This is a genomic window from Serratia sp. CY84636, assembly GCF_052166245.1.
In the GTDB taxonomy this organism is placed as follows: Bacteria; Pseudomonadota; Gammaproteobacteria; order Enterobacterales; family Enterobacteriaceae; genus Serratia; species Serratia nevei.
The window spans coordinates 588,674-614,600 of record NZ_JBJNOX010000001.1 but is presented as its reverse complement, the minus strand read 5'-3'; the positions used below and the strand labels follow the sequence as shown (position 1 = coordinate 614,600).

Annotated in this window: 30 protein-coding genes; 14 read left to right on the top strand and 16 right to left on the bottom strand. The window is 63.8% G+C overall.

Going from position 1 to position 25,927, the window contains the following annotated elements; translation table 11 throughout:
* Positions 1-13 precede the first annotated feature (13 nt).
* Positions 14-1,468, bottom strand: coding sequence for an MFS transporter (locus tag ACJ8QI_RS03145; RefSeq protein WP_442532058.1), 1,455 nt, complete (start codon positions 1,466-1,468; stop codon positions 14-16).
* Positions 1,469-1,571: 103 nt separating this feature from the next.
* Between ACJ8QI_RS03145 and ACJ8QI_RS03140 the strand changes: the two genes are divergently transcribed.
* The 4 genes from ACJ8QI_RS03140 to ACJ8QI_RS03125 all read left to right on the top strand — a co-directional run bounded on the left by ACJ8QI_RS03140 (position 1,572) and on the right by ACJ8QI_RS03125 (position 4,211).
* Entirely contained in the window at positions 1,572-2,225 is a 654-nt protein-coding gene (locus tag ACJ8QI_RS03140) for a helix-turn-helix transcriptional regulator (RefSeq protein ID WP_060421189.1), read from the top strand.
* Positions 2,226-2,403: 178 nt separating this feature from the next.
* The gene (locus ACJ8QI_RS03135; RefSeq protein WP_049200960.1) at positions 2,404-2,898 is read left to right on the top strand and encodes a DUF2878 domain-containing protein; all 495 of its coding nucleotides are present in this window, start codon (positions 2,404-2,406) and stop codon (positions 2,896-2,898) included.
* Between the two features lie 109 nt (positions 2,899-3,007).
* Complete coding sequence (gene yedA, locus ACJ8QI_RS03130; protein ID WP_442532057.1) at positions 3,008-3,928, top strand: drug/metabolite exporter YedA; 921 nt, start codon at positions 3,008-3,010, stop codon at positions 3,926-3,928.
* Positions 3,929-4,034: 106 nt separating this feature from the next.
* On the top strand, positions 4,035-4,211 hold the full coding sequence (locus ACJ8QI_RS03125; RefSeq protein ID WP_016928550.1) for a hypothetical protein: 177 nt from the start codon (positions 4,035-4,037) through the stop codon (positions 4,209-4,211).
* On the opposite strand, the gene ACJ8QI_RS03120 is transcribed toward ACJ8QI_RS03125, so the two are convergent.
* Entirely contained in the window at positions 4,199-5,110 is a 912-nt protein-coding gene (locus tag ACJ8QI_RS03120; protein WP_060421184.1) for a LysR family transcriptional regulator, read from the bottom strand. The genes ACJ8QI_RS03125 and ACJ8QI_RS03120 overlap by 13 nt on opposite strands.
* A gap of 98 nt (positions 5,111-5,208) precedes the next feature.
* Between ACJ8QI_RS03120 and ACJ8QI_RS03115 the strand changes: the two genes are divergently transcribed.
* The 3 genes from ACJ8QI_RS03115 to ACJ8QI_RS03105 all read left to right on the top strand — a co-directional run bounded on the left by ACJ8QI_RS03115 (position 5,209) and on the right by ACJ8QI_RS03105 (position 6,780).
* Positions 5,209-5,574: a hypothetical protein gene (locus ACJ8QI_RS03115; protein ID WP_442532056.1), complete on the top strand. Its 366-nt coding sequence runs from the start codon at positions 5,209-5,211 to the stop codon at positions 5,572-5,574.
* Complete coding sequence (locus tag ACJ8QI_RS03110; RefSeq protein ID WP_078062023.1) at positions 5,574-5,954, top strand: HVO_A0114 family putative DNA-binding protein; 381 nt, start codon at positions 5,574-5,576, stop codon at positions 5,952-5,954. The genes ACJ8QI_RS03115 and ACJ8QI_RS03110 overlap by 1 nt, the downstream gene beginning before the upstream one ends.
* Positions 5,955-6,060: 106 nt before the next feature.
* Positions 6,061-6,780: an SDR family oxidoreductase gene (locus ACJ8QI_RS03105; protein WP_442532055.1), complete on the top strand. Its 720-nt coding sequence runs from the start codon at positions 6,061-6,063 to the stop codon at positions 6,778-6,780.
* 6 nt (positions 6,781-6,786) lie between these two features.
* Here ACJ8QI_RS03105 and ACJ8QI_RS03100 read toward each other — a convergent pair whose 3' ends face one another.
* The 9 genes from ACJ8QI_RS03100 to ACJ8QI_RS03060 form a co-directional block, all read right to left on the bottom strand.
* On the bottom strand, positions 6,787-7,548 hold the full coding sequence (locus tag ACJ8QI_RS03100; protein WP_077791553.1) for a phosphate/phosphite/phosphonate ABC transporter substrate-binding protein: 762 nt from the start codon (positions 7,546-7,548) through the stop codon (positions 6,787-6,789).
* Positions 7,549-7,576: 28 nt separating this feature from the next.
* On the bottom strand, positions 7,577-8,350 hold the full coding sequence (locus tag ACJ8QI_RS03095) for an ABC transporter permease (protein ID WP_336843080.1): 774 nt from the start codon (positions 8,348-8,350) through the stop codon (positions 7,577-7,579).
* Positions 8,347-9,282 (bottom strand): ABC transporter ATP-binding protein, encoded by a 936-nt coding sequence (locus ACJ8QI_RS03090; protein ID WP_084826595.1) that lies wholly within the window; start codon positions 9,280-9,282, stop codon positions 8,347-8,349. The genes ACJ8QI_RS03095 and ACJ8QI_RS03090 overlap by 4 nt, the downstream gene beginning before the upstream one ends.
* Positions 9,279-10,439, bottom strand: a complete 1,161-nt coding sequence (locus tag ACJ8QI_RS03085) for an ABC transporter permease (RefSeq protein WP_046686654.1) — start codon at positions 10,437-10,439, stop codon at positions 9,279-9,281. The genes ACJ8QI_RS03090 and ACJ8QI_RS03085 overlap by 4 nt, the downstream gene beginning before the upstream one ends.
* 61 nt (positions 10,440-10,500) lie before the next feature.
* Positions 10,501-11,430, bottom strand: coding sequence for a glycine betaine ABC transporter substrate-binding protein OsmF (gene osmF / locus ACJ8QI_RS03080; protein ID WP_033642355.1), 930 nt, complete (start codon positions 11,428-11,430; stop codon positions 10,501-10,503).
* A gap of 40 nt (positions 11,431-11,470) precedes the next feature.
* Positions 11,471-12,502, bottom strand: a complete 1,032-nt coding sequence (locus ACJ8QI_RS03075) for a fatty acid desaturase (RefSeq protein WP_141958460.1) — start codon at positions 12,500-12,502, stop codon at positions 11,471-11,473.
* An 89-nt stretch (positions 12,503-12,591) separates the two neighbouring features.
* Entirely contained in the window at positions 12,592-13,068 is a 477-nt protein-coding gene (locus ACJ8QI_RS03070; RefSeq protein ID WP_049200976.1) for an OsmC family protein, read from the bottom strand.
* Positions 13,069-13,208: 140 nt separating this feature from the next.
* Entirely contained in the window at positions 13,209-13,577 is a 369-nt protein-coding gene (locus tag ACJ8QI_RS03065) for a cell envelope integrity TolA C-terminal domain-containing protein (RefSeq protein ID WP_047728276.1), read from the bottom strand.
* Positions 13,578-13,621: 44 nt separating this feature from the next.
* Positions 13,622-14,533 carry a LysR substrate-binding domain-containing protein gene (locus tag ACJ8QI_RS03060; protein WP_049200980.1) on the bottom strand — a complete coding sequence of 304 codons (912 nt, stop codon included), beginning with the start codon at positions 14,531-14,533 and terminating at the stop codon, positions 13,622-13,624.
* Between the two features lie 140 nt (positions 14,534-14,673).
* Here ACJ8QI_RS03060 and ACJ8QI_RS03055 point away from each other — a divergent pair, with 140 nt between their 5' ends.
* From ACJ8QI_RS03055 to ACJ8QI_RS03045, 3 genes are read left to right on the top strand one after another with little or no spacing between them, the layout of a single operon-like run.
* On the top strand, positions 14,674-15,318 hold the full coding sequence (locus tag ACJ8QI_RS03055; protein ID WP_004939390.1) for a hydrolase: 645 nt from the start codon (positions 14,674-14,676) through the stop codon (positions 15,316-15,318).
* Between the two features lie 47 nt (positions 15,319-15,365).
* Complete coding sequence (locus ACJ8QI_RS03050; RefSeq protein WP_442532054.1) at positions 15,366-15,911, top strand: antibiotic biosynthesis monooxygenase; 546 nt, start codon at positions 15,366-15,368, stop codon at positions 15,909-15,911.
* Between the two features lie 21 nt (positions 15,912-15,932).
* The gene (locus ACJ8QI_RS03045) at positions 15,933-17,804 is read left to right on the top strand and encodes an amidohydrolase (RefSeq protein WP_033637616.1); all 1,872 of its coding nucleotides are present in this window, start codon (positions 15,933-15,935) and stop codon (positions 17,802-17,804) included.
* Positions 17,805-17,906: 102 nt separating this feature from the next.
* Here ACJ8QI_RS03045 and ACJ8QI_RS03040 read toward each other — a convergent pair whose 3' ends face one another.
* The 3 genes from ACJ8QI_RS03040 to ACJ8QI_RS03030 all read right to left on the bottom strand — a co-directional run bounded on the left by ACJ8QI_RS03040 (position 17,907) and on the right by ACJ8QI_RS03030 (position 20,081).
* Positions 17,907-19,037, bottom strand: a complete 1,131-nt coding sequence (locus ACJ8QI_RS03040; RefSeq protein WP_048233045.1) for a Gfo/Idh/MocA family protein — start codon at positions 19,035-19,037, stop codon at positions 17,907-17,909.
* Between the two features lie 228 nt (positions 19,038-19,265).
* Positions 19,266-19,889 (bottom strand): glutathione S-transferase family protein, encoded by a 624-nt coding sequence (locus ACJ8QI_RS03035; protein WP_442532053.1) that lies wholly within the window; start codon positions 19,887-19,889, stop codon positions 19,266-19,268.
* Positions 19,890-19,898: 9 nt separating this feature from the next.
* A complete protein-coding gene (locus tag ACJ8QI_RS03030; RefSeq protein ID WP_180548263.1) occupies positions 19,899-20,081 on the bottom strand; it encodes a DUF1127 domain-containing protein in 183 nt (60 codons plus the stop codon).
* Between the two features lie 180 nt (positions 20,082-20,261).
* Here ACJ8QI_RS03030 and ACJ8QI_RS03025 point away from each other — a divergent pair, with 180 nt between their 5' ends.
* A complete protein-coding gene (locus tag ACJ8QI_RS03025; RefSeq protein ID WP_070914033.1) occupies positions 20,262-21,701 on the top strand; it encodes an aminotransferase-like domain-containing protein in 1,440 nt (479 codons plus the stop codon).
* On the opposite strand, the gene ACJ8QI_RS03020 is transcribed toward ACJ8QI_RS03025, so the two are convergent.
* Positions 21,689-22,111 carry an NUDIX hydrolase gene (locus ACJ8QI_RS03020; RefSeq protein WP_089185680.1) on the bottom strand — a complete coding sequence of 141 codons (423 nt, stop codon included), beginning with the start codon at positions 22,109-22,111 and terminating at the stop codon, positions 21,689-21,691. The two genes, ACJ8QI_RS03025 and ACJ8QI_RS03020, sit on opposite strands and share 13 nt — an antisense overlap.
* Before the next feature lie 106 nt (positions 22,112-22,217).
* Between ACJ8QI_RS03020 and sseA the strand changes: the two genes are divergently transcribed.
* Positions 22,218-23,063 (top strand): 3-mercaptopyruvate sulfurtransferase, encoded by an 846-nt coding sequence (sseA, locus tag ACJ8QI_RS03015; protein WP_159318939.1) that lies wholly within the window; start codon positions 22,218-22,220, stop codon positions 23,061-23,063.
* Here sseA and ACJ8QI_RS03010 read toward each other — a convergent pair.
* Complete coding sequence (locus ACJ8QI_RS03010) at positions 23,060-23,929, bottom strand: LysR substrate-binding domain-containing protein (RefSeq protein ID WP_147839579.1); 870 nt, start codon at positions 23,927-23,929, stop codon at positions 23,060-23,062. The two genes, sseA and ACJ8QI_RS03010, sit on opposite strands and share 4 nt — an antisense overlap.
* A 105-nt stretch (positions 23,930-24,034) precedes the next feature.
* On the opposite strand from ACJ8QI_RS03010, the gene ACJ8QI_RS03005 reads away from it, so the two are divergent.
* Positions 24,035-24,604, top strand: coding sequence for a DUF4865 family protein (locus ACJ8QI_RS03005; RefSeq protein WP_442532052.1), 570 nt, complete (start codon positions 24,035-24,037; stop codon positions 24,602-24,604).
* Positions 24,605-24,680: 76 nt separating this feature from the next.
* Positions 24,681-25,916 (top strand): FAD-dependent oxidoreductase, encoded by a 1,236-nt coding sequence (locus tag ACJ8QI_RS03000; protein WP_197847806.1) that lies wholly within the window; start codon positions 24,681-24,683, stop codon positions 25,914-25,916.
* Positions 25,917-25,927 lie beyond the last annotated feature (11 nt).

The window sequence follows — 25,927 nt, the reverse complement described above, 5'->3', positions numbered from 1 at the left end:
AATGAGAGGCATTCTAGCATTCGCGCGAGGGCGGGTTTTGTACAAAATTGCCCGTCTCGGCCCCCGGCGGCGCGATCGCCGCGCAGCGCCAGGCGCTGAATATCGCCAGCAGCGGCGCCAGCGCGAACGCCAGGAACAGCCAACGCGCCGCCGACGCCGCGCCCACCGCCCCGCCCGGATCGTTCAGCCCCGCCAGATTGGCCGTCATCCCGGCCAGCGCCGCCCCGAACGCGGTGGCGAACAGCTGCACCGTGGTAATGGAAGCGCCGGCGATGTCTTTGTCCGCCTCAGGCGCCACCTGCAAAATGCGCGTCAGCAGGTGCGGCCAGCCGAAACCGATGCCGAATCCCACCAGCAACAGCGCAATGACGATCGGCGCCAGCGCCTGCCAGTGGCCACCGGACGGCACCGGCATCAGGATCGCCAGCGCCAGCAGCCCCACCAGCACAAACAGCGGCCCGCTGACGATCGCCCGGCGAATACCCGCCCCGCGCCAGCCGGAGCTGAGGATCTCGGACAGCGTCCAGCCGGCGGCCATGGCAGCGGCGATATAGCCGGAGATCAGCGGCGACTGGCCGTGCAGCAGCTGCAGGAAATACGGCACGAAGATCTCGCTGGTCATGCCGATCACCAGCAACGCGGTCGTGATGTAGAGCGCCGCCAACGATGATCCGCGCCGCAGTGCGCCGTGCGGTAACAGACGGGCTCTCGAGTGCGCTTCACGCTTCAGCAGCCAGGCCATCAGCAGCAGCGAGAGCGCGATGCCCGCCAGGTTGATCCAGGCGCTGTGCGCCAGGCTGCCGGCGGACACCACCAGCACCGCCACGGTCAACAGCAGCAGCTGGGCGGCCGGCAACGGCGCGGCCGCCTGCTGCGCTTTGCCCTTGGGCAGGATCAGGAAGGTAAACGCGGCGTACAGCGCCATGATCGGCAGCAGAATGCCGAAGGCCCAACGCCAGGCGTGCAGCTCGGCGAAAATGCCGCCCACCGCCGGCCCCACCAGGGTGGCGATGCCCCACATCGCCGAGATGAGCGCCATGGCGCGCGGCCACAATCGCTGCTCGAACACCAGGTTGATCATCGCGTAGGAGAGCGCAAAGATCAGCCCGCCGCCGAAGCCCTGCACCGTGCGGCCGATCAGCATCACCGGCATGCTCGGCGCCAGCGCGCACAGCGCCGCCCCGGCGATGAAGAACAGCGAAGCCACCAGATAGGCGCTGCGCGCGCCGTAGCCGCTGAGCAAGCGGGCAGACAGTGCGGAGCCGAGGATCGACGCCACCACGAACAGCGTGGTGTTCCAGGCGTAGAGATCCAGCCCGCCGATATCCTGCACCACCGAGGGCAGAATGGTGGTGGCGACCAGAATATTAATGGCATGCAGCGCTACGCCGAGCGAAAGCGCGATCGCACTGGCCGCATTTTTGCCGGAGAAAAGGTCGCTCCAGCGGCTATCGTCATGGGTTATCACGGTTGTCGTCCTGTTTTCAGAGGAATGGCATTGAGTTGGTCATGAGATTGCGTTAAATTTAACAAGAGATATCTTGGAATAAGTTAGGGCGAGGCGGAGAAATATGTCAAGAATAAACTTGGAAAATAGCGGCAGCACCGCACAATCGGTCAGTGACCGCTTGCTGACGCTATTGAAAACCCGCGGCCCGCAGCAAGCTTCTGACGCAGGAAAGGTGCTCGGCACCACCGGTGAGGCGGCCCGCCAGCAGTTCGTCAAGCTGGCGAAAGAGGGACTGGTCGAAGCGGTGGCGGAAACGCGCGGCGTGGGCCGCCCGGTGCAGCTGTGGCATTTGACCTCCGCCGGCAACGCGCGCTTTCCCGACACCCATGCGGATCTGACGGTGCAGCTGCTGCGCACCGTGCGCGACAAGCTGGGCGAACAGGCGCTCGATGTGCTGATCGAGACCCGCGAGCAGGAAAACCGCATCAACTACAAGCAGGCGATGATCGGCGCCGCCGATCTGCAGGAGCGCGTGGCGCGCCTGACCGAGATCCGTTGCCGCGAAGGCTATATGGCCGAATGGCGCCAGGAAGAGGACGGTACCTATCTGCTGGTGGAAAATCACTGCCCGATCTGCGCCGCCGCCACCGTCTGCCAGGGCTTCTGCCGGGCGGAGTTGAGTATCTTCACCGAAGTGCTGCAGGCGCAGGTAGAGCGCGCCGAACACATTCTGGCCGGCTCGCGGCGCTGCGCCTACCGCATTTCGCTCCTGTAACACCGGTTTTTGCCCACGTTTTCAACCGGTACAGATTATTCTGCTTGTGCACCCCGCACCTTCCCTTCTAAGGTTGAATTAACGAACATTCAGGCAAACAGCGGGCCTCGCGCCCGCCCTGAGAAATCCGCCGGCGCCTGGCGCGCTAGCGGCAGAGTAACCCCACGGGAGTTGAACGATGAAGAAGCCGCATGCCGGATTCTGGCTGGCGACGCTGGGACTGGGCGTCTGCTGGCTGCTGGCGCTGCTGACTCGCGATCGGCTCAACGGCATACTGCTGGCCGGCGCGGCGCTGGCGCTGATTTTTACCCCCGCCGCCCGCCGTAAAGGCGCGGCCCTGGCCGCCTTGGGCGGCATCGGCATGGATGGGCTTTGGAGCTACAGCGGCGTGCTGCACTACAGCGGGCAACACGGCCTGCCGCTCTGGGCCATCGCGCTTTGGATCGGTTTCGGCTGCTGGTGGTATTGGCTGCTGGACGTGGTCAGAGCGGCCCCCTGGCCGCTGGCGGTGCTGGGCGCCGCCGTCGGCCCCTTCGCCTACGCCGTATCCTGGAAGCTAGACGCCTTGCTGCCCGGCGTGCCGCCGGAGTTCATGCTGCTGCTGCTGGCGGTCGGCTGGTCGATTTATCTGCCGGCCGTCAGCTGGCTGCAGTGGAAACGACGGGACAGCTGAACGGCGGGCAGCGGCCGGGAAAAATAATGCCGCAGGCCATTGCTTATCGGTTGCCCGATCGGGTTTACTGAGCGTTCTAATAATAATCATCCCTGCAAAATACAATCCTATGCTTAGCCAACCAAGCCGTCGCGTCCTGCCGTTGATCGGGGCGTTGTTCACGTTATATATCGTTTGGGGTTCCACCTATTTCGTCATTCGCCTCGGCGTCGCGCAGTGGCCGCCGCTGATGATGGCCGGCATTCGCTTTCTGACCGCCGGCATCGTGCTGTTCAGCTTCCTGGCCTGGCGCGGCCACGCGCTGCCGACGCCGAAGCAGTGGCTGGCCGCCGGCGTCATCGGCATTCTGCTGCTGGCGGTGGGCAACGGCCTGGTGACGGTAGCGGAGCACCAACACGTACCGTCCGGCATCGCCGCGGTGATGGTGGCGACGGTGCCGCTGTTCACCCTCTGCTTCAGCCTGCTGTGGGGCATGCGCAACACCAAACTGGAATGGGCCGGCATCGCGCTCGGGCTGGTGGGCATCGTGCTGCTCAACACCGGCAACAACCTGGTGGGCAACCCGACCGGCGCGCTGCTCATTTTGCTGGCGTCGGCCAGCTGGGCCTTCGGCTCGGTATTGGGATCGCGCATCTCGCTGCCGGCCGGGCCGATGGCCGGCGCGGCGGAGATGCTGGTCGCCGGCGCGGTGTTATTGGTCGCCAGCCGGCTGAGCGGCGAACACCTGACTCAGATGCCGAGCACCAGCGGCTTTCTGGCGCTGGGGTACCTGATCGTCTTCGGTTCGATGCTGGCGATCAGCGCCTATATGTTTTTGTTGAAGAACGTGCGCCCGGCGGTCGCCACCAGCTACGCCTACGTCAACCCGGTGGTGGCGGTGCTGCTCGGCATCGGCTTTGCCGGCGAATCGCTGGCGCCGCGCGAGTGGCTGGCGCTGGCGATCATCGTGGCGGCGGTGGTGCTGGTGACGCTGGGGAAATACCTGTTCGCCCGCCCGGCCCGCGTGCAGGCCATCGACAGCGAACGGTAGCGATCGCAAAAGGCGGTCTGTGGGCCGCCGTTAAAAACGATTCTTGTTTCACCCGGTGAAGGGGCTATAATTCCCGCTGTTCCAAGCAACCTGCGAAATTATTCCTATGCTGAAAAAAGCGTTCGTCATCGTCATCGCCCTGTGCGCCTTCGGTTCTTTGGGCGGCGTATTTCTCGCCGGGCTGAACATCTACACACGTTCTACTACCCCGCACGAAGAAAGCGCGCCTGCCGGGGATGCCGCCGCCACGCCGGCGCAAACCGAAACCCTTCAGGCCAAGTGATCGTCCATCCAACGCTGGCAGCGCTGCTGTAAAAAGCGCTGCAGCTGCCTGACGCGTTCCGACACCTGCGAGCGATGCGGGCAGACCAGATTGATCGGCACCGCGTCGCTGCGCCATTCCGGCAGCAGTTGCACCAGCCGCCCGGCGCGAATATCCGCCGCCACGTCGATCGCCGACTTGCGCACCACCCCGTGGCCGGCCAGCGCCCAGCGCCGCGCGATCTCGCCGTCATCGGTAAAATAGCTGCCGTTCAGCGGCACTTCGACCAGCTCCTCACCGCGCCATAGCCGCCATTCCACCTGCCGTTTGCCGCTGGGCTGATACACCAGAATGCTGTGCCGGGCCAGATCGGCCGGCGTTTGCGGCACGCCATGCCGCCGCAGATAATCCGGGCTGGCACAAATCAGCCGCCGGTGCTGCGGCAAAATAGGCAGCGCCACCAGCGAAGAGTCGGCCAGCGCCCCGAAACGCAACGCCACGTCCACCGGTTCGCGGAACAGATCGGCCTGCCGATCGTTGATCAGGAGCTGCAGCTGAATATGCGGATGCTCTTGCCGGAACTCGTCCAGCCAGCCTAACAGCAGATTACGGCCGAAATCCGACGGCGCTGAAATCTGCAGCACCCCAGACAGCCCCTGATGCTTTTCGCGGATCGCCTGCTCCCCTTCAGCCAACGCGCCCAGCGCCAGGCGCGCGCTGTCGAGATAGCGGGCGCCCTCCTCCGTCAACCGCAGGCTGCGGGTGGAACGCACTAGCAGCCGCGCGCCCAGCTGCTGCTCCAGCCTTTTCACCGCGATGCTGGCCGCCGCCGGCGTTATATCCAGCGCGCGCGCCGCGGCGGAAAAACTGCCGCCGTCCACCGTGCGGACAAACACCTCGAGATCGACAAATGAGGTCATGCGTTTCCCTTCTTGGAGAGCCGGTTTCACGGCGTAACGGGTTGACGATAAAACGCTCAATAGTTATGATTAGATCATAATAAATGGAGCTTTGATCAATGGATGAACACAATGGACTGGACTACATCCTTAGCCTGCACGGCACGCGGGTCAATCGTGAGGATGGCTATTGGTGGAAAATCGAGGCTTGGACGGTGACCCAAACGGCCTTTATCCCTCACGGCATCCGTTACAATTTGACCTTGCATGATAACCACAATACCCGGGTTTTTGGCATAGATAACGCGCATGCCATTAAAACCCCTCGCAAAGGTAAATTTTCAGGCCGCGTCGTTTACGATCACCAACATGACACCCCGACGGACAAAGGCTCACCCTACGAGTTTCATTCCGCCTATCAGTTGGTGGAAGATTTTTTTACCCCGATAGACGAAGTCATACGCAAGAGAGAAAACCGAGGTTGATGATGAAAGCACTGATTGGCGTGATGCCCGAAGAACTGATTCGCAAGCGCATACTGGCGATCGCGAAAGGGGAATACCAGCCGCAGGAACGTGAACCCAAAGTCTGGTTCACGTCGATGATCGCGCTGGCCCAGGTGCTCAGCAACGAGAATATCGCCCTGCTGCGTCTTATCGACACCGCCCGCCCCGAGACCATCAGCCAGCTGGCCGAACTGTCCGGTCGGCAGGTCAGCAACCTGTCAACCACGCTGAAAACGCTGAGCGGGCACGGCCTGGTGGCACTGGAAAAACAGGGGCGCTCGGTAAAGCCCCGAGCGCTGTTTACCGATTTCGAAATTATCGTGGATCAGAAGTTAAATGCCCGCTTTAGCGCTGCGTGATCTTTAAAAGATATTAATAAGTGTTTGTCAGCAAGGCCAATTGTTAGGTCATTTTCAATCAGGAAAGATAGATCCCGTTGAAACTTACCCTAAAAGAGGCCTTAACATGACGATTCCCGACTCCCCCCTGAAACGACAAAAACTGGTTATCCTGGGCGGCACCAGTGGCATTGGCGCCGCGGTGGCCTACGCGGCGGCGGCGCGCGGCGCTGAAGTGGTGCTGGCTTCGCGCCGCCTGCCCCACGCCAGGGAGAAGAACGACGCGCTGCGCCTGATGCAGGCCGACGTGACCGATGAAGTGTCGCTGCGCGCGCTGTTTGCCGCCGTCGGCGCTTTCGACCATTTGGTGATCACCGCCGGGCCGCTGGTGGAGGCGAAGCCGCTGGCGGAGACCACCCTGGAACGGGCGCAGGCCGACTTCAACGTCAAATTCTGGGGCAGTTTGCGCGCGGTGCAGGCGGCGCTACCGACGCTGGCGCCGCAGGGCTCCATCACCCTGACCTCCGGCCAGCTGTCGCGTAAATACCTCGGCGGTCAGCTGGTCAAAACCGCCATCAACGCCGCGCTGGAAGCGGCCGGCAAGCAGCTGGCGAAGGAGCTGGCGCCGCGGCGGGTGAACGTAGTCAGCCCCGGCATCACCGCCACCGAAGCCTACGACGGCATGAGCGCCGCGCAGCGTCAGGCGCTGTTCGAACGGGTTGGCGGCAGCCTGCCTGTCGGCAGGGTCGGCCAGGCGGCCGACGTCGCGGCGGGTTACCTGCTGGCGATGGAGAACGGCTTCGTGACCGGCAGCGTGATCGACATCGACGGCGGCGGCCTGTTGTAACGGCGGCTAGAGCGCCGTCACGCCCTGCGCGGCGGCCTGCTGTTCCAGCACAGTGATAATCTGGTAGGCCGAACGCGGCACCAGGCTGAAATCGCCGATCAGCAGGCGGTCGCTGACCGCCTCATCCAGCATCGCCCGGGCGCCGGCGCGCAGGATTTCCACCTGTTCCGGCGGCGTGCCCGCCGCGGTGATCAGCGGCAGGCCGGGCACCGCCGCCGTGCGGCCGATGATTTTCAGCCCCTCCAGCGCCTGCGGCTGCGCGCGACGCAGCAGTTCCATGCTGATCGAATCGATGGCGGCGATATCCGCCTGCCCGCTGCGGATCAGCTTCAGCGACTGATAATGCGCGCCGGAGGCAATCGCCGCACCGAAGAATTTCCCATCCTGCGCCAACGGCGCGATCAGCGCGCGCAGGCCGTTGTAGCCGGACTGGGAATCGGTGCTGTTGTAAGCCACCGTCCGGCCGCGAAAATCCGCCAGCCGTTCGCCGGGGTCGCCCGCACGCACCACCAGCCAACTGCGGTAATTCGGCCCGTCGCACCCTTCAACCCGGTAATGGTAGGTGCCGATCAGCTGCACCTGCGACAGGGTGCTGACCAACGGATAACCGCAGGTTTGGCTGAGCAGCAGATCGTCGCGCCGCCAGTGCTGCGCCAGATCGTCCGGCCAGCTGAGCCGCTCCGGCGCCGCCGGCAGCCCCAGCCGCAGCAGCTTGTCGCGCAATACCTGCCAGAAAGATTCGGCCTGCTCCCGGCCAACGCCGTACATCGGTAGAGACACCTGCATCATTTCCCCCTTACCCCGCCGGAGTGGACGCCAGCGTCTGCTGACGCCAGGCGGTGAGATAACGCACCCAACGTTCGAACAGCATATCGGTGATAATAGCCAACAACGCCACCACCGCCGCGCCCTGGATCACATAGGCGGTGTTAAACCCGCTCAGACCGATGATGATCGGCGAGCCGAGGGTTTTGGTGCCGACGGTGGAAGCGATGGCCGCCGTGCCGATGTTAATGATCACCGACGTGCGGATCCCGGCGACGATCACCGGCGCCGCCAGCGGCAATTCGACCCGCCACAGAATTTGCCAGGCGCTCATCCCCACGCCGCGGGCAATCTCGCGCGTGGCGGGCGGCACCGATTCGATGCCCGCCAGCGTGCCCTGCAGGATCGGCAGCAGGCCGTACAATACCAGCGCAATGATCGCCGGCTGTTCGCTGAAGCCCATCACCGGCACCGCTACCGCCAGCACCGCCACCGGCGGGAAGGTCTGCCCCACCGCCACCACCGTTTCCACCAGCGAACGAAACTCCCGACCGCTGCGCCGGGTGACGGCCACGCCGGCCGCCACGCCGAGAGCCACCGCGATCAGGCTGGAGATCGCCACCAGCGACAGGTGCGCCCCCACCAGCGCGATAAAGCTGTCCTGCTGATAAATGGGCCGCTCCAGATCGGGGAACCAGGCGGCGAACAAGCCGCGCAGATGATCCATGCCGAACACCAGCGCCAACAGCAGCGCCAGCGTCCAGGGCAGCGGATCGCGCAGCAGGCGCCAGATGCGCCCGCTCATGACAGCGCCTGCCCGGCGATCAGATCGTTGAAGTGCAACACCCCCAACGCTTCGCCCCGTTCATCCACCACCGGCAGGCAGTCGCTGCCGCGCGCCACAAACACCGACAGTGCCTCTCGCAGGCTCATGGCGGCGGCGATCGGTTCGCCCTCGGCGGCGCCGGGCCGCACCCGCTCCGCCACCGTTCCCAGCGACAGCAGCTTGATGCCGCGATCGCTGCGCCCGAAGAAATCCCGCACGAAGTCGTTGGCCGGCGCGGTCAGCAGCGCCAGCGGCGTGCCCTGTTGCACCACCCGCCCCTGATCGAGCAGCACCAGGCGATCCGCCAAGCCCAGCGCTTCATCGATGTCGTGCGTCACCAGCACGATGGTACGGCCGGAGAGCTGATGGATGCGCGCGATCTCCGCCTGCAGCGCCGCACGGGTAACCGGATCCAGCGCGCCGAACGGTTCGTCCATCAGCAACACCTCGGGATCGGCGGCCAGCGCGCGCGCCACCCCCACCCGCTGCTGCTGCCCGCCGGACAGCTGATGCGGATAGCGGCGGCGAAACAGATCCGGCTCCAGATGCAACAGCTCCAGCAGTTCGGTCACCCGATCGCGAATGCGCGCGCGCGGCCATTTCAGCAGTTGCGGCACGGTGGCGATGTTCTCCTCCACCGTCCAGTGCGGGAACAGGCCGATCGACTGGATCGCATAGCCCATGCGCCGCCGCAGATCCTGCGGGTTGAACGACTGGATCTCTTCGCCGGCAAAGAGAATCTTGCCCCGATCGTGTTCGATCAGGCGATTGATCATTTTTAACGTCGTGGACTTGCCGGAACCCGAGGTGCCGATCAACACGGTGAATTCGCCCTCGGCGATGTGCAGCGTGAGATCGTCCACCGCCGGCTTGCCCTGAAAAATTTTGCTGACTTGCTCAAAGTGAATCATCGGCGCGATACGTCCAGGATTGAAACCCAAAATTTAAACAGCGAATCGACGATGACCGCCATCATGACTACCGGGATCACCCCCAGCAGAACCAGATCCAGCGCGCTGCTGAGCAGCCCCTGGAACACGATGGCGCCAAAGCCGCCGGCGCCGATCAGCGCCGCCACCACCGCCATGCCGACGGTTTGCACCGCCAGGATACGCACGCCGGTCAGGAACAGCGGCAGCGCCAACGGCAGCTGCACGCGCAGGAAGATCTGCCCGCGCGTCAGCCCCATGCCGGTGGCGGATTCGATCACCCCGGCCGGCACGCTTTGCAGCCCCGCCACCACGCTGCGCACCAGCGGCAACAGCGCGTACAGCACCAGCGCCACGATCGCCGGCGCCATGCCGATGCCGCTGACGCCGTGCTCCGCCAGCCAGGGCACCGCCGTCGCCAGACCCGCCAATGGCGCGATCAGCAGGCCGAACAGCGCGATGGACGGCACGGTCTGGATAATGTTCAGCGCGGAGAAAATCGGCCGCTGCCAGCGTTCGGAGCGAAAACACAGCACCCCGAGCGGCACGCCGATCGCCAGCGCCGGCGCCATCGTCGCCAGCAGAATCGTCAGGTGCTGCAGCAGCGCGGCGTCAAACACCTCCTGGCGATTGTGGTACTCCTTCAGCAGCGACAGCTGATCGAGCTGATGCCCGAACAGCAGCAGCGCCGGCGGCACCAGCACCAGCGCGTTGCCCAGCATGCGCCACAGGTGCGACGCGGTGAGGCGCGCCATGGCGTCGGCGGCGATCAGCAGGCTCAGCGCCATCGTCAGCCAGCATCCGCTGCCCCAGGAGGTGCGCGCCAGGCGCGATCCCTCTTGCGCCAAACGTTCAGCAGCCTGCCCGCTGATCCAGAAGGCCAGCGTCAGCACCCCGCAGGCGGCCAGCGCCGCCAGCAGCGCCCGCCCCCGCGTCGGCGGCAACAGGCTGAGGATAGCCAATGCCGCCAGCGGCAACAGCAGCCACAGCGCCGGGCCGTGCAGCAAGGAGAACAAGGAGAGGCTTTTGCCCGACAACAGGCGATTGGGGGCATAACTGAGGAACGGCAGGCCAAACGCGGCCAGCAGCAACAGCATGAACAGCGTCAACAAGACGCGATGTTTTACGGCGATAGTCAAAGAAACGCTCCGGCTCCCTCGGTTTACCCCCTCTCCCGACGGCAGAGGGGGCACCTCGGCATTATCCCTTAACAAACCCTTTCTCTTTCAGGTAAGCGGCCGCCACCTGTTTGGCGTCCTGGCCTTCCACGGCGATCTGCGCGTTGAGTTTTTGCAGCGTCGGCCCGTCCAGAGAGGCGAACACCGGCTTGAGCAGCTCAGGCAGATTGGCGTGCGCCTTCAGCGCCGCTTCGCGCACGATCGGCGCCGGTGCGTAGATCGGCTGTACGCCTTTCGGGTCCGCCAGCGTCTGCAGCCCCAGCGCCGCCACCGGGCCATCGGTGCCGTAGGCCATCGCCGCGTTGACGCCGGAGGTCTGCTCCGCCGCCGCCTTGATGGTCACCGCCGTGTCACCGCCGGCCAGGGACAGCAGCTGATCCTGATTCAGTTTGAAACCGTAGGCGTTCTGGAACGCCGGCAGCGCATCCGGCCGCTCGATAAATTCCGCCGAGGCCGCCAGCTTGAACTTGCCGCCGCCGTTGATCCACTTGCCGAGATCCGACAGCGTCTTCAGATGGTTGGCCTCCGCCACGTCCTGACGAATGGCGATGGTCCAGGTGTTGTTGGCCGGCGCCGCATCCAGCCAGACGATTTTGTTTTTGTCGTAGTCGAGCTGCTTCACCTTCTCGAAGCCGGCCTGGGCGTTCTTCCACGCCGGATCTTTCTCATCGGCGAAGAAAAACGCGCCGTTGCCGGTGTATTCCGGGTAGATGTCGATCTCGCCGGAGGTGATGGCGCCGCGCAGCACCTTGGTGGTGCCGAGCTGCAGCTTGTTCGTGGTCTTGATGCCGTTGGCTTCCAGCACCTGCACGATGAGGTTGCCGAGCAGCGAACCTTCGGTATCGATCTTGGAGCCGACGCGCACCGAGTCGGCCGCCTGCGCCAGACCGCCGGTGGCCAGCAGGGCCAGCGCGACGGCAAAGGAACGTCCGCGTGATAACGTGATTGCCATACTTTTCCTCTGGTTATACGTTTTCCGGCTCATGGGCCGGTTAGGTTGGAAAATCCTGAGAAACGCGCTTCCAGCGCGCAATAAATTTTTCCGTCGGCAGGGCATCGCCTTCTCCCTGCGGTTCATCGGCGCGCAACGGATGCACGCCAACGTCGATCGGCGTCAGGGCGTAATCGCGCAGCCACTCGCCGTAGCCCTGCGCGACAAATCCCTGGCTGCGCCGCTGATATGCCTCACGCTCCGCCAGATAGACTTCGCGCAAACCATACCAGGGCAGGCCGGGCAGATCGTGATGCACTAAATGGTAGTTCAGATTGAGAAACAGCAGCCGCCACGGCCGGCCCGCCTCATTAATAATAGAACGTGCCTGCGGTGCGTCCACGGCGCGATGCTCAAAAAACGATCTTACCTTGGTCAGCGCCAGCGCCGGGTAGCTGATGGCCAGCAGGTAAAACGCCGCACCGATACCCTGCGCCTGCAGCCAGTTCAGCAACATCGCCAACAGCGACAGGTGCACTCCCCACATCACCCAGGTACGCCACTCCCCGGCGGCAAGCGCTTTCACCGCCCCAGCCAGGGTCGCGGCGATATCCAACGCCGGGCCGAGGAGCACCCGGCCGATCAGCGTATTGCGCACGGCGGCCAGCAGCGGCAACAGGCGGGGATAGCGCCGCCACTGCGCGGCGCTGAAGTAATAGCTTTCGGGATCTTCGTGCGGATCGGTCAGGTGGTCGTTGCGGTGGTGGCGCAGATGCGAATCGCGATACAGCCCATAGGGATACCACACCGCCAGCGGCAACAGGCCGAACAGCTGATTGACGCGCGGCCAGCGCGTCGGATGGCCGTGGATCAGCTCGTGTTGCAACGACAGGTACCAGGTGGTCAGGAGAATCAACAGCGGCGCGCCAAGCCACGGGCCCAGCGTTTGCCATCCCAGCGCCACGCCGAACCAGCCGCCGTACACCGCCGCCATGATCCCCCAGGTGGGCAATTCCATTCGCCAATAGCGGCGCCGATAAAGCTGCCTGATTCGTTCGCGCTGTTCGGGGTGCAAATAGTGGGCATGGGACATGCTGCGGCTCGCGGTGAGAGATTTTCTCCCAGTATCCGCGAGCCGTAGCGGCGTTCAAAATAACGAAAATGGCAAAGCTAAGTGAAAATTCAGCGGGTTGCGTACGCGGCCTGCGGTTCGCAGGCCACCGGGAAATTCACCGAGTTGGCGATAAAGCACAGGTGATGCGCCTTCTCGTGCAGCTGTTGCGCCAGTTGCAGATCGTCGCCGTCGCGCACCGTGACCTGCGGCCGCAGCGTCACCGAGGTGAAAAAGCCGCCGCGCGCCGCGTCTTCACGCATCACCCCGACGGCGTTGTCCTGATAGGCCAGTACGGAAATGCCCGAGGTGGCGCACAGATGCAGATACCATAATTTGTGACAGGCGCTGAGCGAAGCCACCAGCAAATCTTCCGGGTTCCAGCGCGTTGCGTCGCCGCGGAAGGCCGGATCGGCGGAGCCGGCGATGTCTGCCTTGCCCGCGGCGCCGATCAGGTGATCGCGCCCGTAGGCGCGGTAATCCTCGGTGCCTGCGCCCAAATTCCCCTGCCAGGTGACCGCCACCTGATAATGATGTTCGCCTTTCATGCCTTTTTCTCCCGTTGGCCAGCCAATGCAACCTCGTCTTGAGACGTGCCCGGAAAACACTATTGGTGGAAAAGCGTGAATACGCAAACGGCGAAACGAGAAAAAACGGGCCGCGCAGGCGGCCCGTCGGTCACATCCCTTCAGGGAACGAAATCGAGCACCACGGCGTTGAACAGCGCGTACTCGGTGGCGGTGGCCATCGGCGGAAACTGCGCGTGCTGCACCGCCGCGCTCGCCGCTGCGCACAGGGGCGCGTCGCCTCTTACGATCTTGCTGCTCGCCAGCTTGCCGTCCGGCCGTAGCCGAATGCTGATGGTGCAGCGTTGGCCGCGCGCGCGTTCAGGCAAACGCAGCTCGCGGCTCACCGCGTTATGCACCCGCACCGGATAGCTGAGCGGCGCCGTGGCCTGCGCCTCGGCCTGCGGCTCCGGCAACGGGATGCCGGCCTGACGCCCGGCGCCGCAGCCGCTCAGCAGCAACAGCGCCAACAGGCTTAGTGTCTTTTTCATTCCCTATGTCCTTATTGGGGGGATTTATCCTTATCGCGTGGCCCTCACTGCGCCGCCGGGTAAGCCTCGCCGTCATCCGCGTAACGCTGCAGCCGCTCGCGCCACCACTTGGCCGCCAGACCGCTGGCGCTTTCCCGCCAGCCGAAATAGGCAACGTCGCTGCAGCGCTCAGATTCCACGCGTTTCGCCACCAGTTCGCCGCTGTTCAGGTAAGGTTCCGCCAGAGAACGCGGCAGATAGCCGCAGCCCAACCCGGCCAACTGCGCCTGCAGCTTGGCGTCGAAGCCGAAGACCGTCAGCGTATCCTGCTCTTCGAGCAGGTTCAGGCTCTGCGGCGCATTGACCCGCGAGGTATCGCGCACCACCACCGCCCGGTGCTGACGGATTTCGTCCTTCGGCAACGGTTCCGGCAGCGTCGCCAGCGGATGCTGCGGCGCGACGGCGAACACGTAATCCAGCTGCCCCAGCCGGCTGAACGCATAGCCCACCCGCGACGGCGGCTCGCAGATGGCGCCGATGATAATGTCGGCGCAGCCATAAACCAGCGATTCCCAGGAGCCGGCCAGCACCTCGTGGCTGAAACGTAGCCGGGTATGATGATGTTGCCGATAGAACTCGTCGATCAGTGGCAACAGGCGGGCGAACGGGAATGAGGCGTCGATCCCGAGCGTGATCTCGCTTTCCCAGCCGTTCTCCACGTAGCGCGCCTGCTGCTCCAGATCCTGCGCCGCCCGCAGCAACACCCGGCCTTTTTCCAGCATCAGCTTGCCGGTATCGGTGAACTTCGCCCGATGGCCGGAGCGGTCCAGCAGGGTGATGTCGAGATCGTTCTCCAGCTTTTGCACCATATAGCTAAGTGCCGAAGGGGTTTTAAACAGTGCGGCGGCCGCGGCGGCGAAAGATCCGTGCCGGTCCAGCGCGTCCAAAATCAGCAGCGCTTCCAGGTTTAATCTCATGCTTTCTCCCGTGTATAAAAAAACTCAACAAGTCGGCAAAAATTCTGCGGTATCTTTGAAATCGCCCTCTGCCTACCATGCGTTTTATCGGCGTTACACTCATCAGATGTTCAACCGAAATATCACTGGGAAGGTAAATTATGTCTAAGTTTCAACTGCTTGATAAAGACAACTCCGCACTGATTTTTATCGATCATCAACCGCAAATGGCCTTCGGCGTGGCTAATATTGATCGTCAGCAACTGAAAAACAACGTTGTTGGCTTGGCGAAGGCGGGCAAGATTTTCAACGTGCCAACCCTTTTCACCTCGGTAGAAACCGAAAGCTTCAGCGGCTATATCTGGCCGGAACTGCTGGCGGTACACCCTGAAATCACCCCGATTGAACGCACCTCGATGAACTCCTGGGAAGACGCGGCCTTCGTTAAAGCCGTGGAAGCTACCGGCCGCAAAAAGCTGGTGATCTCCGCGCTGTGGACCGAAGTGTGTCTGACCTTCCCGGCACTGATGGCGCTGGAAGCCGGCTATGAAGTGTATGTGGTGACCGACACCTCCGGCGGCACCTCCGTCGATGCGCACGAGCGTTCGATCGACCGCATGGTGCAGGCCGGCGCCGTGCCGGTGACCTGGCAGCAGGTGCTGCTGGAGTACCAGCGCGACTGGGCGCGCAAAGATACCTACGACGCGGTGATGGCGCTGGTGCGCGAACACAGCGGCGCGTACGGGATGGGCGTCGACTACGCTTACACCATGGTGCACCACGCACCGGCTCGCACGGTGAAATAATCCCCTTGCCCCGGCCCTGCGCCGGGGTATTTTCAGGAGTCGGTTTTATGGCCCATCCGCAGCATGTCACGCTGGTGATCACCCACCGTTTGGCGCCGGGGAACGAGCAGGCCTATGAGGCCTGGCTGAACCGCATCATGCCCGACGCCGCGGGCTTCACCGGCCATTTGGGCGTCAACGTGATTCGCCCTTCCGGCGACGAACAGGCCTATACGGTGTTGGTCCGCTTCGACAACCTCGACAACCTGTACCGCTGGATCCACTCGCCGCTGCGCAAGCAATACATCGAAGAAGTCACCCCGCTGCTGCTGGAGAGCGACCATATCGAGATCCGCCCCGGCGCGGAGTTCTGGTTTACCCCGCCCAACCCCGGCGTGCGCCAGCCGCCCCAGTGGAAGCAGTTCATCATCACCCTGCTGGTGATTTTCCCTTCCACCAATCTGGTGCCCTGGTTTTGGGGGTTGGTGCTGCCGCAGCTGGACGGCTCGCTGCTCGGCCATTTTCTCAATGACGCCACCGTGGTCGCCCTGGTGGTGTACCTGTGGATGCCTATCGTGACTCGCGTTTTTCATCAATGGCTGACCCGCCGCTAGGCGGTTCGCCGGGAGAATGTTATGAACCACCACGCTTCATTGATCATCACCAACGGCAAGTTTCACACCGTCGATCGCCAAAATCCCACCGCACAGGCGGTCGCCATCCGCGACGGCAAGTTTCTGGCGGTCGGTAGCGAAAGCGAAGTCATGCAGCACGCCGGGCCGGAAACCCAGGTGATCGACCTACATGGCCACACCGCTATTCCAGGCCTGAACGACTCGCACCTGCACCTGATCCGCGGCGGCCTGAACTATAACCTGGAGCTGCGCTGGGAAGGCGTGCCTTCGCTGGCCGACGCCCTGCGCATGTTGAAAGAACAGGCGCTGCGCACGCCGAACCCGCAGTGGGTACGGGTGGTCGGCGGCTGGACCGAATTCCAGTTCGCCGAGCGCCGCATGCCGACGCTGGACGAGATCAACCAGGCGGCGCCGGACACGCCGGTGTTCATTCTGCACCTCTACGATCGCGCGCTGCTCAACCGCGCGGCGCTGAAGGTGGTCGGCTACACCAAAGACACGCCGAACCCGCCGGGCGGCGAGATCCAGCGCGACGCCAACGGCAACCCGACCGGCATGCTGATCGCCAAGCCCAACGCCATGATCCTGTACGCCACGCTGGCGAAAGGGCCGAAGCTGCCGCTGGAACAGCAGGTTAATTCCACCCGCCAGTTTATGCGCGAGCTGAACCGTCTGGGCCTCACCAGCGCCATCGACGCCGGCGGCGGCTTCCAGAACTACCCGGAGGATTATCAGGTGATCGCCGAGCTGCACGAGAAAAAGCAGCTGACCATCCGCATCGCCTATAACCTGTTCACCCAGCGGCCGAAGCAGGAGCTGGAAGACTTCGAGCTGTGGACCGACATGCTCAAGCCGGGTCAGGGTACCGACTTCTATCGCCACAACGGCGCCGGCGAGATGCTGGTGTTCTCCGCCGCCGACTTCGAAGACTTCCTGCAGCCGCGCCCGGATCTGCCGCCGGGCACCGAAGACGAGCTGGAGCGGGTGGTGCGTCATCTGGTCGAGCACCGCTGGCCGTTCCGCCTGCACGCCACCTATGACGAGTCCATCAGCCGCATGCTGGACGTGTTCGAGAAGGTGAACCGCGACATTCCGTTCAACGGGCTGCACTGGCTGTTCGACCACGCCGAAACCATTACCGAGCGCAATATCGAGCGGGTCAAGGCATTGGGCGGCGGCATTGCGGTGCAGCACCGCATGGCGTTCCAGGGCGAGTATTTCGCTGACCGCTACGGCATCGAAGCCACCAAACATACGCCGCCGGTGGCGAAAATGCTGGCGGCCGAGCTGCCGGTCGGACTGGGCACCGACGCCACTCGCGTCGCCAGCTACAACCCGTGGACGGCGCTGTACTGGCTGGTTTCCGGCCGCACCGTCGGCGGCATGGCGATGTACGACGACAGCGCCCGGCTGGATCGCGAAACGGCGCTGATGCTGTGGACGCAAGGCAGCGCCTGGTTCTCCACCGAACAGGGCAAGAAAGGCCAGATCAAGGTCGGCCAGCTGGCGGATGTGGCGGTGCTGTCGCAGGACTATTTCAGCGTGCCGGAAGAGCAGATCAAAGGCATCGAGTCGGTGATGACGGTGGTGGACGGCAAGGTGGTCTACGCCGCCGGCAGCTTCTCGCCGCTGGCGCCGCCGCCGCTGCCGGTGCTTCCGGAGTGGTCGCCGGTTACCCAGGTGCCGGGCCACTACCGCTCCGCGCCGCCGTCGGCGGCGGCCAAAGTCGGCGTGCTGAGCCAGGCGCACCAATGCTGCGGCCCGTGCGGCGTACACGCGCATCAGCATGACATCGCGCGCCGCTCCAGCATCCCGGTGTCGGACGAGAATGCCTTCTGGGGCGCGTTCGGCTGTTCGTGCTTCTCGTTCTAAGCTGCCAGGTCAGCAACTTACTATGTAACTAGCTTAATAAGATATTAAGTTAGCAAAATAACAAATTAATGGCGCTGTCCACGGGAGAGCGCCATTTCATTTTCAATCGCGGTTGATCTCCAGCCAGCGCCGCTGCTCGGCGGAGGCGGCTATCGCATCCAGCACGCAAGACACCTTCCAGCCTTCTTCAAAGTCCGGCCACATGCGATCGCCCGCGGCGATGCCGTTGACCAGATCGCGGATCTCCACCGTCTTCTGATCGTTAAAGCCGATGCCGTGCCCGGCGCTGATGCAGAACGCCGCGTAGTCCGGGTGCTTCGGCCCTACCAACAGCGTTTTGAACCCCTGCCGCTCCGCCGGCTCATCGTGCCGATACAGTTTCAGCTCCGCCATCCGTTCCTGGGTATAGCTCAGCGTGCCTTTAGTGCCGGTGACCACATAGGTCAGCCCCATCTTGCGCCCGCAGGCGATGCGCGAGGTTTCGAGAGTGCCCATCGCCCCGCCGGCGAAGCGCAGCAGCGCGCTGGCCTGATCTTCGTTTTCCACCGGCAGCAGGCGCGCCGGGTCTTGCGGATCCGGGCGCTGTTTGATCACGGTCTGCATATCGCCGGAGACCGCCACGATATCGCCCACCAGGTAGTGCGCCATGTTGACGATATGCGCCGCCAGATCCCCCAACGCACCCAGCCCGGCGCTGGCGCGGCGGCAGTGCCAGTCAATCGGCGTGCGCGGGTCGGCCAGATAATCCTCATTGTGGGTGCCGTAAAAATGCACCACCTCACCGATTTCGCCGTTGGCGATGATCTCGCGCGCCAGCTGGCTGGTCGGGTTCTTCATGTAGTTGAAACCGACCAGCGTTTTCACGCCTTTGGCGCGGGCGGCCTGCACCATCTCCGCCGCGTCGGCGGCGTCAAGCGCCAGCGGCTTTTCCGAATACACGTGCTTGCCGTGGCGGATCGCCTCCAGCGCCATCTCTTTGTGCAAGAAGTTGGGCGCGCAGATGTCCACCACGTCGATCGCCGGATCGGCCACCAGCTGCCGCCAGTCGCCGGTCGAACGCGCAAAACCGAACTCGGTGGCGCGCTGCGCCGCCAGCTCGGGCGTCACTTCCGCCAGCATCTCCAGCACCAGCTCCCCTTTCAGAGGAAAGACCGTGGGGGCCTGCGCATAGGCGATAGCGTGACAACGCCCGATATAACCGGTGCCGATTAACCCAACGCGTACCTGTTTCATCATTTTCTCCCGTGATCGAAATCCTGCGTAGAACCAGGCGCCGCTCAATGAAACGCGCCGGTTGATAACGGGTTTATATGGAATATAAATTTCAATAACAAGCGCGTGGGAAAATAAAGTTCATATTCGTGATGCCGTTCATGAAACGTTGACGGGGTGATGCAACGCAGAAAGCCCAGACACAGCTTGCCATATCCGGGTGAGATAAAATGAACCGTTTATTTCATATCACGGTAAACCGTTGGCGCCGTGCTGTACGTAGCCGGGGCGTTGCAGCAGGCGCTGCTGATAGGCCGCCAGCGCCACATAATCCGGCCGTTCGAACGGCGTCATCAGCCAGCGATTCAGCGACAGTCCCAGCACCACGTCCGCCAGCGTGAAGGCGGCGCCGGCGGCATAAGGGCCGTGCTGCGCCAAATGCTTGTCCAGCAACCCCATCAGCCGGTTCCACTCACGCTCGGCGGCGGCCAGGCTGGCGGCATCCTGATAATCCGCATGCCCACGCACCCGCGACATGAACACATAGCGCCAGGCGCCGTTCAGATCGGTGGCCTGCCAGTCCATCCACATCTCCACCGCCGCACGCGCGCCGGGTTCCTGCGGCAGCAGATCGCGGCGCCCTTCCCGCCCCGCCAGATAGCGGCAGATGGTGTTCGACTCCCACAGCACCCGCTCGCCGTCGATCAGCACCGGCACCAGGCCGTTCGGGTTCAGCGCCAGAAACGCCGGCTCCTGCGTGGAGCGAAAGCCGCTGCCCCAGTCCTCCCGCACCAGCGGCAGCCCCAGCTCCTGGCAGGTCCACAGCACCTTGCGCACGTTGATCGATGAAGCCTTGCCCAATAGTTTCAGCATTCGCTTTCCTTATTCTCTCCAGAACGGTTTATAGCCTTCACGCCGGGCTTCCACCTGCGTCAGGCCGATGTCCGCCAGCTGCCTGTCGTTCAACAGTAACAGCTCCTTTCTCGTTCTGTGCCGCAGCAGATAGAGACGCCAGCGTGACCAACCTACCGAGCGCCGCAGCGGCGTACCAGAAAACAGAGCCATGTTGTTATTCTCCCTGATGTTTTCACGTTGCAGTCATCATGCTCGCCGGGAGAAAAACAATACAGATTCACGCTGCCGCTATTTTTTTCATACAGCTGTGCCCAAAAAACCGCTGAATGGTTTACTTTGAAAGCATCTGTACCGGTTTTTTAATTCTTCATCCCGATAAGAGGCCTTTGTATGACACGCTACGCCACCCTGGCCGCCATTCTCAGCCAACGTATTCAGCAAGGGCTGTATCCGGCCGGCCACCGCCTGCCTTCGGTGCGTACGCTGAGCCAGGAGCACGGCGTCAGCATCAGTACGGTACAGCAAGCCTACCGGCTGCTGGAGGAGCAGCGCCTGGTGGAAGCGCGGCCGAAGTCGGGCTACTTCGTGCATACGCAGCGCGCGCAGGCCGAGCTGCCCGCCATGACGGCGCCGGTGCAGCGGCCGGTAGACATTTCGCAATGGGAGCAGGTGCTGGAGCTGGTGCGCAGCCGGCCGCGCGAGGGCCTGATCCAGCTGGGGCGCGGCATGCCGGATATCGCCGAGCCGACGATGAAACCGCTGATCGTCGCCCTGCGCAACGCCGCCCGCCACGGCGACCTGCGCAGCCTGTATTACGACAGCATTCAAGGCGTGGCCGCGCTGCGCGAACAGGTTGCCCGCCTGCTGCTGGATTCCGGCTGCCAAATCGGCCCCGATCAGTTGCTGATCACCACCGGCTGCCAGGAAGCGATCTCCGCCGGGCTGCGCGCCGTTTGCCAACCCGGCGACATCGTGGCGGTCGACTCGCCCTGCTTCCACGGCACCATGCAGACGCTGAAGGGCCTAGGTATCAAGGCGCTGGAAATCCCCACCGATCCGCTCACCGGCGTCAGCCTGGCGGCGCTGGAGATGGCGCTGGAACAGTGGCCGGTCAAGGCCATCCTGCTGACGCCCAACTGCAATAACCCGCTGGGCTACATCATGCCCGACGCCCACAAACAGCGGCTGCTGACGCTGGCGCAGCGCCACGACGCGGCGATCATCGAGGACGACGTCTACGGCGACATCGCCTATCACTACCCGCGGCCGCGCACCATCAAGTCGTTCGACGAAGACGGCCGCGTGCTGCTGTGCAGCTCGTTTTCCAAAACGCTGGCGCCGGGGCTGCGGGTGGGCTGGATCGCGCCCGGCCGCTACCTGGAGCGGGTGCTGCACATGAAGTTCATCGGCTCCGGCGCCACTGCCACCCAGCCGCAGCTGGCGATCGCCGAATTTATCCGCGGCGGGCACTATCTGCAGCACCTGCGGCGCATGCGTGCCCGCTACCAGCAGAACCGCGACCGCATGACCGACCTTATCCTGAAGCACTTCCCGGCCGGCACCCGCGTCAGCCGGCCGCGCGGCGGCTTTATGCTGTGGATCGAACTGGACGAGGCGTTCGACACCCTGCGGCTGAACCGCCATCTCGAGCCGCAGGGCGTGCAGATCGCCGTCGGCAGCATCTTTTCCGCCGCCGGCAAATATCGCAACTGCCTGCGCATCAACTATGCGCCTAAGCTGACGGCGGAGATCGAACAGGCGGTGCAGCGGGTCGGCGCCACCATCCAGCGGCTGATGCCGAGCGGCGTGCTGCAACCTCAGACGGACTGAAGCAAAAACTCCGCCACCCGGCGGCGCAGATGTTCGATGCCCTGCGGATGGTGAATAAACTGCGCCACCGGCATCATCTGCCAGCGCTGGCCTTCATCACCGAAGCGAATGGCGGCGATCTGCGCCGGGGCGATCTCGCCGGCCATAAACCAGGTCGGCGGGGAGCCGGGCAGGATGCCGTCGTAGCGCCGCCGCCAGACAACCTGACGTTCGGCGATCGCCACGCCGAATTCTTCCTGCGTCTCCCGCTGCACGCACTGCAGCGGCGTTTCGCCGTTTTCCCGCCCGCCGCCGGGCAGATCCCACAGGCTGGGCCACGGAATGCCCGGTTTGTCGTCCCGTTGGTAAACCAGCAAGCGATCGTCGCACAGCAGCGCGATCTTGGCCCCGCCAAACGCCTGATCCGTCATGTTTTCTCCGCTCCCCGCCCATCCTCTTTGACTGAACATCATACTTCATCCCCGCGCGGCCTGGTGTATAGTGAAAATCCGTTTTCACAACAGGCGAACAATGACGATGAACTCTCCGTTTCTGGTGACTCCCCAATGGCTTGCGCAGCATATCAACGATGAAAATCTGGTGGTGATCGACGTCCGGATGTCGCCGGTCGGGCTGACGCCGAAGAAAGACATGCTTGCCGAGTTCGAACGCGGCCATATCCCTGGCGCGGTCTATTTCGATATCGACGAGGTGGCGGACAAAAACACCGCGCTGCCGCACATGCTGCCGACGGCGGCGGAGTTTGGCGCGGCGGTGGGCAAGCTGGGCATCAGCGAGCGCGATACCCTGGTGATTTACGATGAGGGCAACCAGTTCTCCGCGCCGCGCGGCTGGTGGACCTTCCGCAATTTCGGCGCCCGGCATGTTTACGTGCTGGACGAAGGGCTGAACGGCTGGACCGCGCTGGGCCAAGCGCTGGAGACCGGCCCGGCGCAGCCTGAGCCGCAGACGTTCAACGCCCGGTTCAACGCCGACGCGGTGGTGGATATGCGGCAAGTGGAACAGGCGTTAGGCACGCCGGTGCAAATTCTCGACGCGCGCGCCGCGCCGCGCTTTTATGCCGAAGCGCCGGAGCCGCGCCCCGGCCTGCACCGCGGCCATATTCCCGGCAGCATCAACATTCCGTACGGCGAGCTGCTGGAGAACGGCCGCTTCAAATCGCTGGAGGCGCTGCGCCAAACCTTCAGCGACAAGGGCGTGGACATCAACGGGCCGATCATCACCAGCTGCGGCTCCGGCGTGACGGCAGCGGTGCTGGCGTTCGGCCTGCTGTCGCTCGACGCGCCGCAGGTCAAGCTGTATGACGGCGCCTGGAGCGAATGGGGCCAGCTGAGCGGCAAGCAGCCCATCGCTAAAGATTAAGTGCCGATCCGCTCGACCACGATCTGCGCCAGCCGCTGCACGGCGGCGGAAGGCTGATCCTCGGCGCGGTGCAGCACCACGCCGAGCTGACCGAGAGCGGGCAGCAGTTCGGGCGCCAGCGGCGCCAGGCCAGGCGGCAAACCCGCCGCGGCCCGCACCGTAACGCCCAACCCGGCATTCACCGCCGCCCAAATGCCGTTCAGGCTTCGGCTGGTAAAGGCAATGCGCCAGGGAATGCCGGCGCGATCCAGCGCCTGCGTCGCCGCGCTGCGCATCAGGCAAGGCGCGTCGAACATCACCAGCGAAAGCGGCTCATCCCCTTCCCGCCAGGGCGCCAGCGCGAAGCCGGGCGAGGCGATCCAGTGCAGCTGCCGCTGCCCCAGCGCCTGATGAAACGGCGTGCTCAAACCGCCATCCCACGCCAGCGACAGATCCAGCTGGCCTTTCAGCACCCAGTCGATCAGCTCGGCATTGCGGGCGATGCGCGCCTCGATGCGCACCTTCGGATTGGCGCGCGCGAAGCTGCCCAATACCTGCGGCAGAAACGTTTCGCCGAAATCCTCCTGCAGCCCCAGCCGCACCGTGCCCTGCAGATCCAACCCGCGCACCGCGGCGGCGGCTTCGTCATTGAGCTCCAGCAGACGGCGCGCGTAGCCGAGCAGGGTTTCCCCCGCCTCGGTCATCACCATGCCGCGCCCGGACTTGCGCAGGATCGGCGCGCCGACCTGTTGTTCCAGCTTTTTCAGGTGGGCGCTGACCGCTGAAGTCGAGCGCCCTAACCGTTCAGCGGCCTTGGCAAAGCTGCCCAGTTCGACGCCGGTAACGAAGCTGCGCAAATCCTCGAGATCGAACGTTATTCGCCCCATGCTGACCATCCTGATTTTCTGAATCATCAATCAAAATAATACCGATTTTACTGATAAAGATGGCGTGTCACGCTCTCCCGGTCAATGTCTTTCCGGAGAATCCTTATGCTCGCGATGCAATACCGTTTCACCCTGCCCGCCGATTACGACATGGCGATCGTCCGCCGCCGCATCGCCAATTTCGGCCACCGGCTCGACGCCTGCCCGCAGCTGATCGTCAAAGCCTATCTGTACGCGCAGCGCAGCGAAGGCAGCGCCGAGAACCTCTACGCCCCCTTCTACCTGTGGAACAGCAGCGCCGGCATGAGCGACTTCCTGACCGGCGAAGGTTTCAGGGGGCTCAGCCAGGCATTCGGCTGGCCACGCGTCAATCATTGGCTGCCGTGGCTGGCGCATTTCGATCGTCCTCATCTGACCGAGGCCGCCTGGGCGACCTGCCAGGAACGGGCCATCATCCCCTACAGCGATCTGCCTGCGCTGCGTCAGCAACAGCAGGCGGCCCCCGGCGCGCTGGCCTCCATCGTGGCGTTCGATCCCGCCGACTGGCGATTAGTGCGGCTGGATTTATGGCGTGAACCGCCGCAGTCTCCCGTGCAAAACGGCCAGCTGTTCCGCGTCGGCCATCTGTCCGCCCCCTTTGACCACACTGCGCCGCGGGTTGACAGCCAAACTTGATATTGATAATCATTATCAACACTAAACATTCATTTGCGGTTCGCGGGATGCGGGCCGCTCTCCGGGGTCAACCGCCATGCCGTCATCACCGATCACACCTTACGCCACCACCTGCTGCATCGTGGGGGGCGGCCCCGCCGGGCTGATGCTCGGCTATCTGCTGGCGCGGGCGGGGATCGACGTGACGGTGCTGGAGAAGCACGCCGACTTCCTGCGCGATTTTCGCGGTGACACCATTCACCCGTCGACGCTGGAAGTCATGCACCAGCTGGGCCTGCTCGACGAACTGCTGACGCTGCCACACCAGCGCGCCGAATCCCTGCACGCCGAAGTCGCCGGGCGCGACATTAAGCTGGCGGATTTCACTCGCCTGCCGACGCGCTGCAAATTTATCGCCTTTATGCCGCAGTGGGAGTTCCTCAACTTTTTGGCGCAGCAGGCCGCCGTATTCCCCCATTTCAGGCTGCTCACCTCGACGCAGGTTCATCAGCTACTCTACGACCGCGGCCAGGTATGCGGCGTGCTGGCCGACACGCCGGAAGGCCCGATCCGCGTGCGCAGCCAGCTGGTGATCGGCACCGACGGCCGCAACTCGGTGGTGCGCGAGCAGGCGGCGCTCAGCAGCCGCTCCTTCGGCGCCCCGCGCGACGTATTGTGGATGAAGCTCAGCAAGCAGCCGGGCGATCCGGCCTGGTCAATGGGCCATACCGGGCCGAAGCAGAACTTCATCATGATCGATCGCGGCGACTACTGGCAGTGCGGCTACTCGATCGATAAAGGCAGCTTCGACGCGATCCGCCGCAGCGGCCTGGAGAAATTTTTGCTGCACCTCGCCGAGGTGGCGCCATTCCAGGACGATCGCCTGCAGGAGATCGTCGAGTGGGATCAGGTGAAGCTACTGAGCATCCGCATCGATCGTCTGGATCGCTGGGCCAAACCGGGGGTGCTGTGCATCGGCGACGCCGCGCACGCCATGTCGCCGATCGGCGGCGTGGGCGTCAACCTGGCGATTCAGGACGCGGTGGCCGCCGCCAACGCCCTGATCCCGCCGCTGCGCCAGCATCGGCTGCAGCTGAAGCATCTGCTGAGCGTGCAGCGCCGGCGCGAATTCCCCACCCGGGCCATCCAGTTTTTGCAGATCAAAATGAGCCAGCGCAAGCCGGGCGAACGCCGCGCGGCGGGCGGTTCGCGCCTGATCGCCCGCGTCGGCAACAGCCGCTGGCTGCCGCGCCTGTTCGGCCGCATCATCGGCCTGGGTTTTCGCCGTGAAACGCCGCGACATCTGTCCAACGACACCTGCCCGCCGGAATAATATTGGTTGTT

Bases quoted from the DNA above. Each gene is read 5' to 3' on its own strand.
- yedA (WP_442532057.1), top strand. From the start codon at position 3,008: ATGCTTAGCCAACCAAGCCGTCGCGTCCTGCCGTTGATCGGGGCGTTG.
- ACJ8QI_RS03110 (WP_078062023.1), top strand. From the start codon at position 5,574: ATGATGAAAGCACTGATTGGCGTGATGCCCGAAGAACTGATTCGCAAG.
- ACJ8QI_RS03070 (WP_049200976.1), bottom strand. From the start codon at position 13,068: ATGAAAGGCGAACATCATTATCAGGTGGCGGTCACCTGGCAGGGGAAT.
- ACJ8QI_RS03050 (WP_442532054.1), top strand. From the start codon at position 15,366: ATGGCCCATCCGCAGCATGTCACGCTGGTGATCACCCACCGTTTGGCG.
- ACJ8QI_RS03125 (WP_016928550.1), top strand. From the start codon at position 4,035: ATGCTGAAAAAAGCGTTCGTCATCGTCATCGCCCTGTGCGCCTTCGGT.
- osmF (WP_033642355.1), bottom strand. From the start codon at position 11,430: ATGGCAATCACGTTATCACGCGGACGTTCCTTTGCCGTCGCGCTGGCC.
- ACJ8QI_RS03100 (WP_077791553.1), bottom strand. From the start codon at position 7,548: ATGTACGGCGTTGGCCGGGAGCAGGCCGAATCTTTCTGGCAGGTATTG.
- ACJ8QI_RS03000 (WP_197847806.1), top strand. From the start codon at position 24,681: ATGCCGTCATCACCGATCACACCTTACGCCACCACCTGCTGCATCGTG.
- ACJ8QI_RS03135 (WP_049200960.1), top strand. From the start codon at position 2,404: ATGAAGAAGCCGCATGCCGGATTCTGGCTGGCGACGCTGGGACTGGGC.
- ACJ8QI_RS03105 (WP_442532055.1), top strand. From the start codon at position 6,061: ATGACGATTCCCGACTCCCCCCTGAAACGACAAAAACTGGTTATCCTG.
- ACJ8QI_RS03140 (WP_060421189.1), top strand. From the start codon at position 1,572: ATGTCAAGAATAAACTTGGAAAATAGCGGCAGCACCGCACAATCGGTC.
- ACJ8QI_RS03090 (WP_084826595.1), bottom strand. From the start codon at position 9,282: ATGATTCACTTTGAGCAAGTCAGCAAAATTTTTCAGGGCAAGCCGGCG.
- ACJ8QI_RS03115 (WP_442532056.1), top strand. From the start codon at position 5,209: ATGGATGAACACAATGGACTGGACTACATCCTTAGCCTGCACGGCACG.
- ACJ8QI_RS03040 (WP_048233045.1), bottom strand. From the start codon at position 19,037: ATGAAACAGGTACGCGTTGGGTTAATCGGCACCGGTTATATCGGGCGT.
- ACJ8QI_RS03060 (WP_049200980.1), bottom strand. From the start codon at position 14,533: ATGAGATTAAACCTGGAAGCGCTGCTGATTTTGGACGCGCTGGACCGG.
- ACJ8QI_RS03020 (WP_089185680.1), bottom strand. From the start codon at position 22,111: ATGACGGATCAGGCGTTTGGCGGGGCCAAGATCGCGCTGCTGTGCGAC.
- ACJ8QI_RS03065 (WP_047728276.1), bottom strand. From the start codon at position 13,577: ATGAAAAAGACACTAAGCCTGTTGGCGCTGTTGCTGCTGAGCGGCTGC.
- ACJ8QI_RS03075 (WP_141958460.1), bottom strand. From the start codon at position 12,502: ATGTCCCATGCCCACTATTTGCACCCCGAACAGCGCGAACGAATCAGG.
- ACJ8QI_RS03045 (WP_033637616.1), top strand. From the start codon at position 15,933: ATGAACCACCACGCTTCATTGATCATCACCAACGGCAAGTTTCACACC.
- ACJ8QI_RS03025 (WP_070914033.1), top strand. From the start codon at position 20,262: ATGACACGCTACGCCACCCTGGCCGCCATTCTCAGCCAACGTATTCAG.
- sseA (WP_159318939.1), top strand. From the start codon at position 22,218: ATGAACTCTCCGTTTCTGGTGACTCCCCAATGGCTTGCGCAGCATATC.
- ACJ8QI_RS03055 (WP_004939390.1), top strand. From the start codon at position 14,674: ATGTCTAAGTTTCAACTGCTTGATAAAGACAACTCCGCACTGATTTTT.
- ACJ8QI_RS03095 (WP_336843080.1), bottom strand. From the start codon at position 8,350: ATGAGCGGGCGCATCTGGCGCCTGCTGCGCGATCCGCTGCCCTGGACG.
- ACJ8QI_RS03005 (WP_442532052.1), top strand. From the start codon at position 24,035: ATGCTCGCGATGCAATACCGTTTCACCCTGCCCGCCGATTACGACATG.
- ACJ8QI_RS03120 (WP_060421184.1), bottom strand. From the start codon at position 5,110: ATGACCTCATTTGTCGATCTCGAGGTGTTTGTCCGCACGGTGGACGGC.
- ACJ8QI_RS03035 (WP_442532053.1), bottom strand. From the start codon at position 19,889: ATGCTGAAACTATTGGGCAAGGCTTCATCGATCAACGTGCGCAAGGTG.
- ACJ8QI_RS03030 (WP_180548263.1), bottom strand. From the start codon at position 20,081: ATGGCTCTGTTTTCTGGTACGCCGCTGCGGCGCTCGGTAGGTTGGTCA.
- ACJ8QI_RS03010 (WP_147839579.1), bottom strand. From the start codon at position 23,929: ATGGGGCGAATAACGTTCGATCTCGAGGATTTGCGCAGCTTCGTTACC.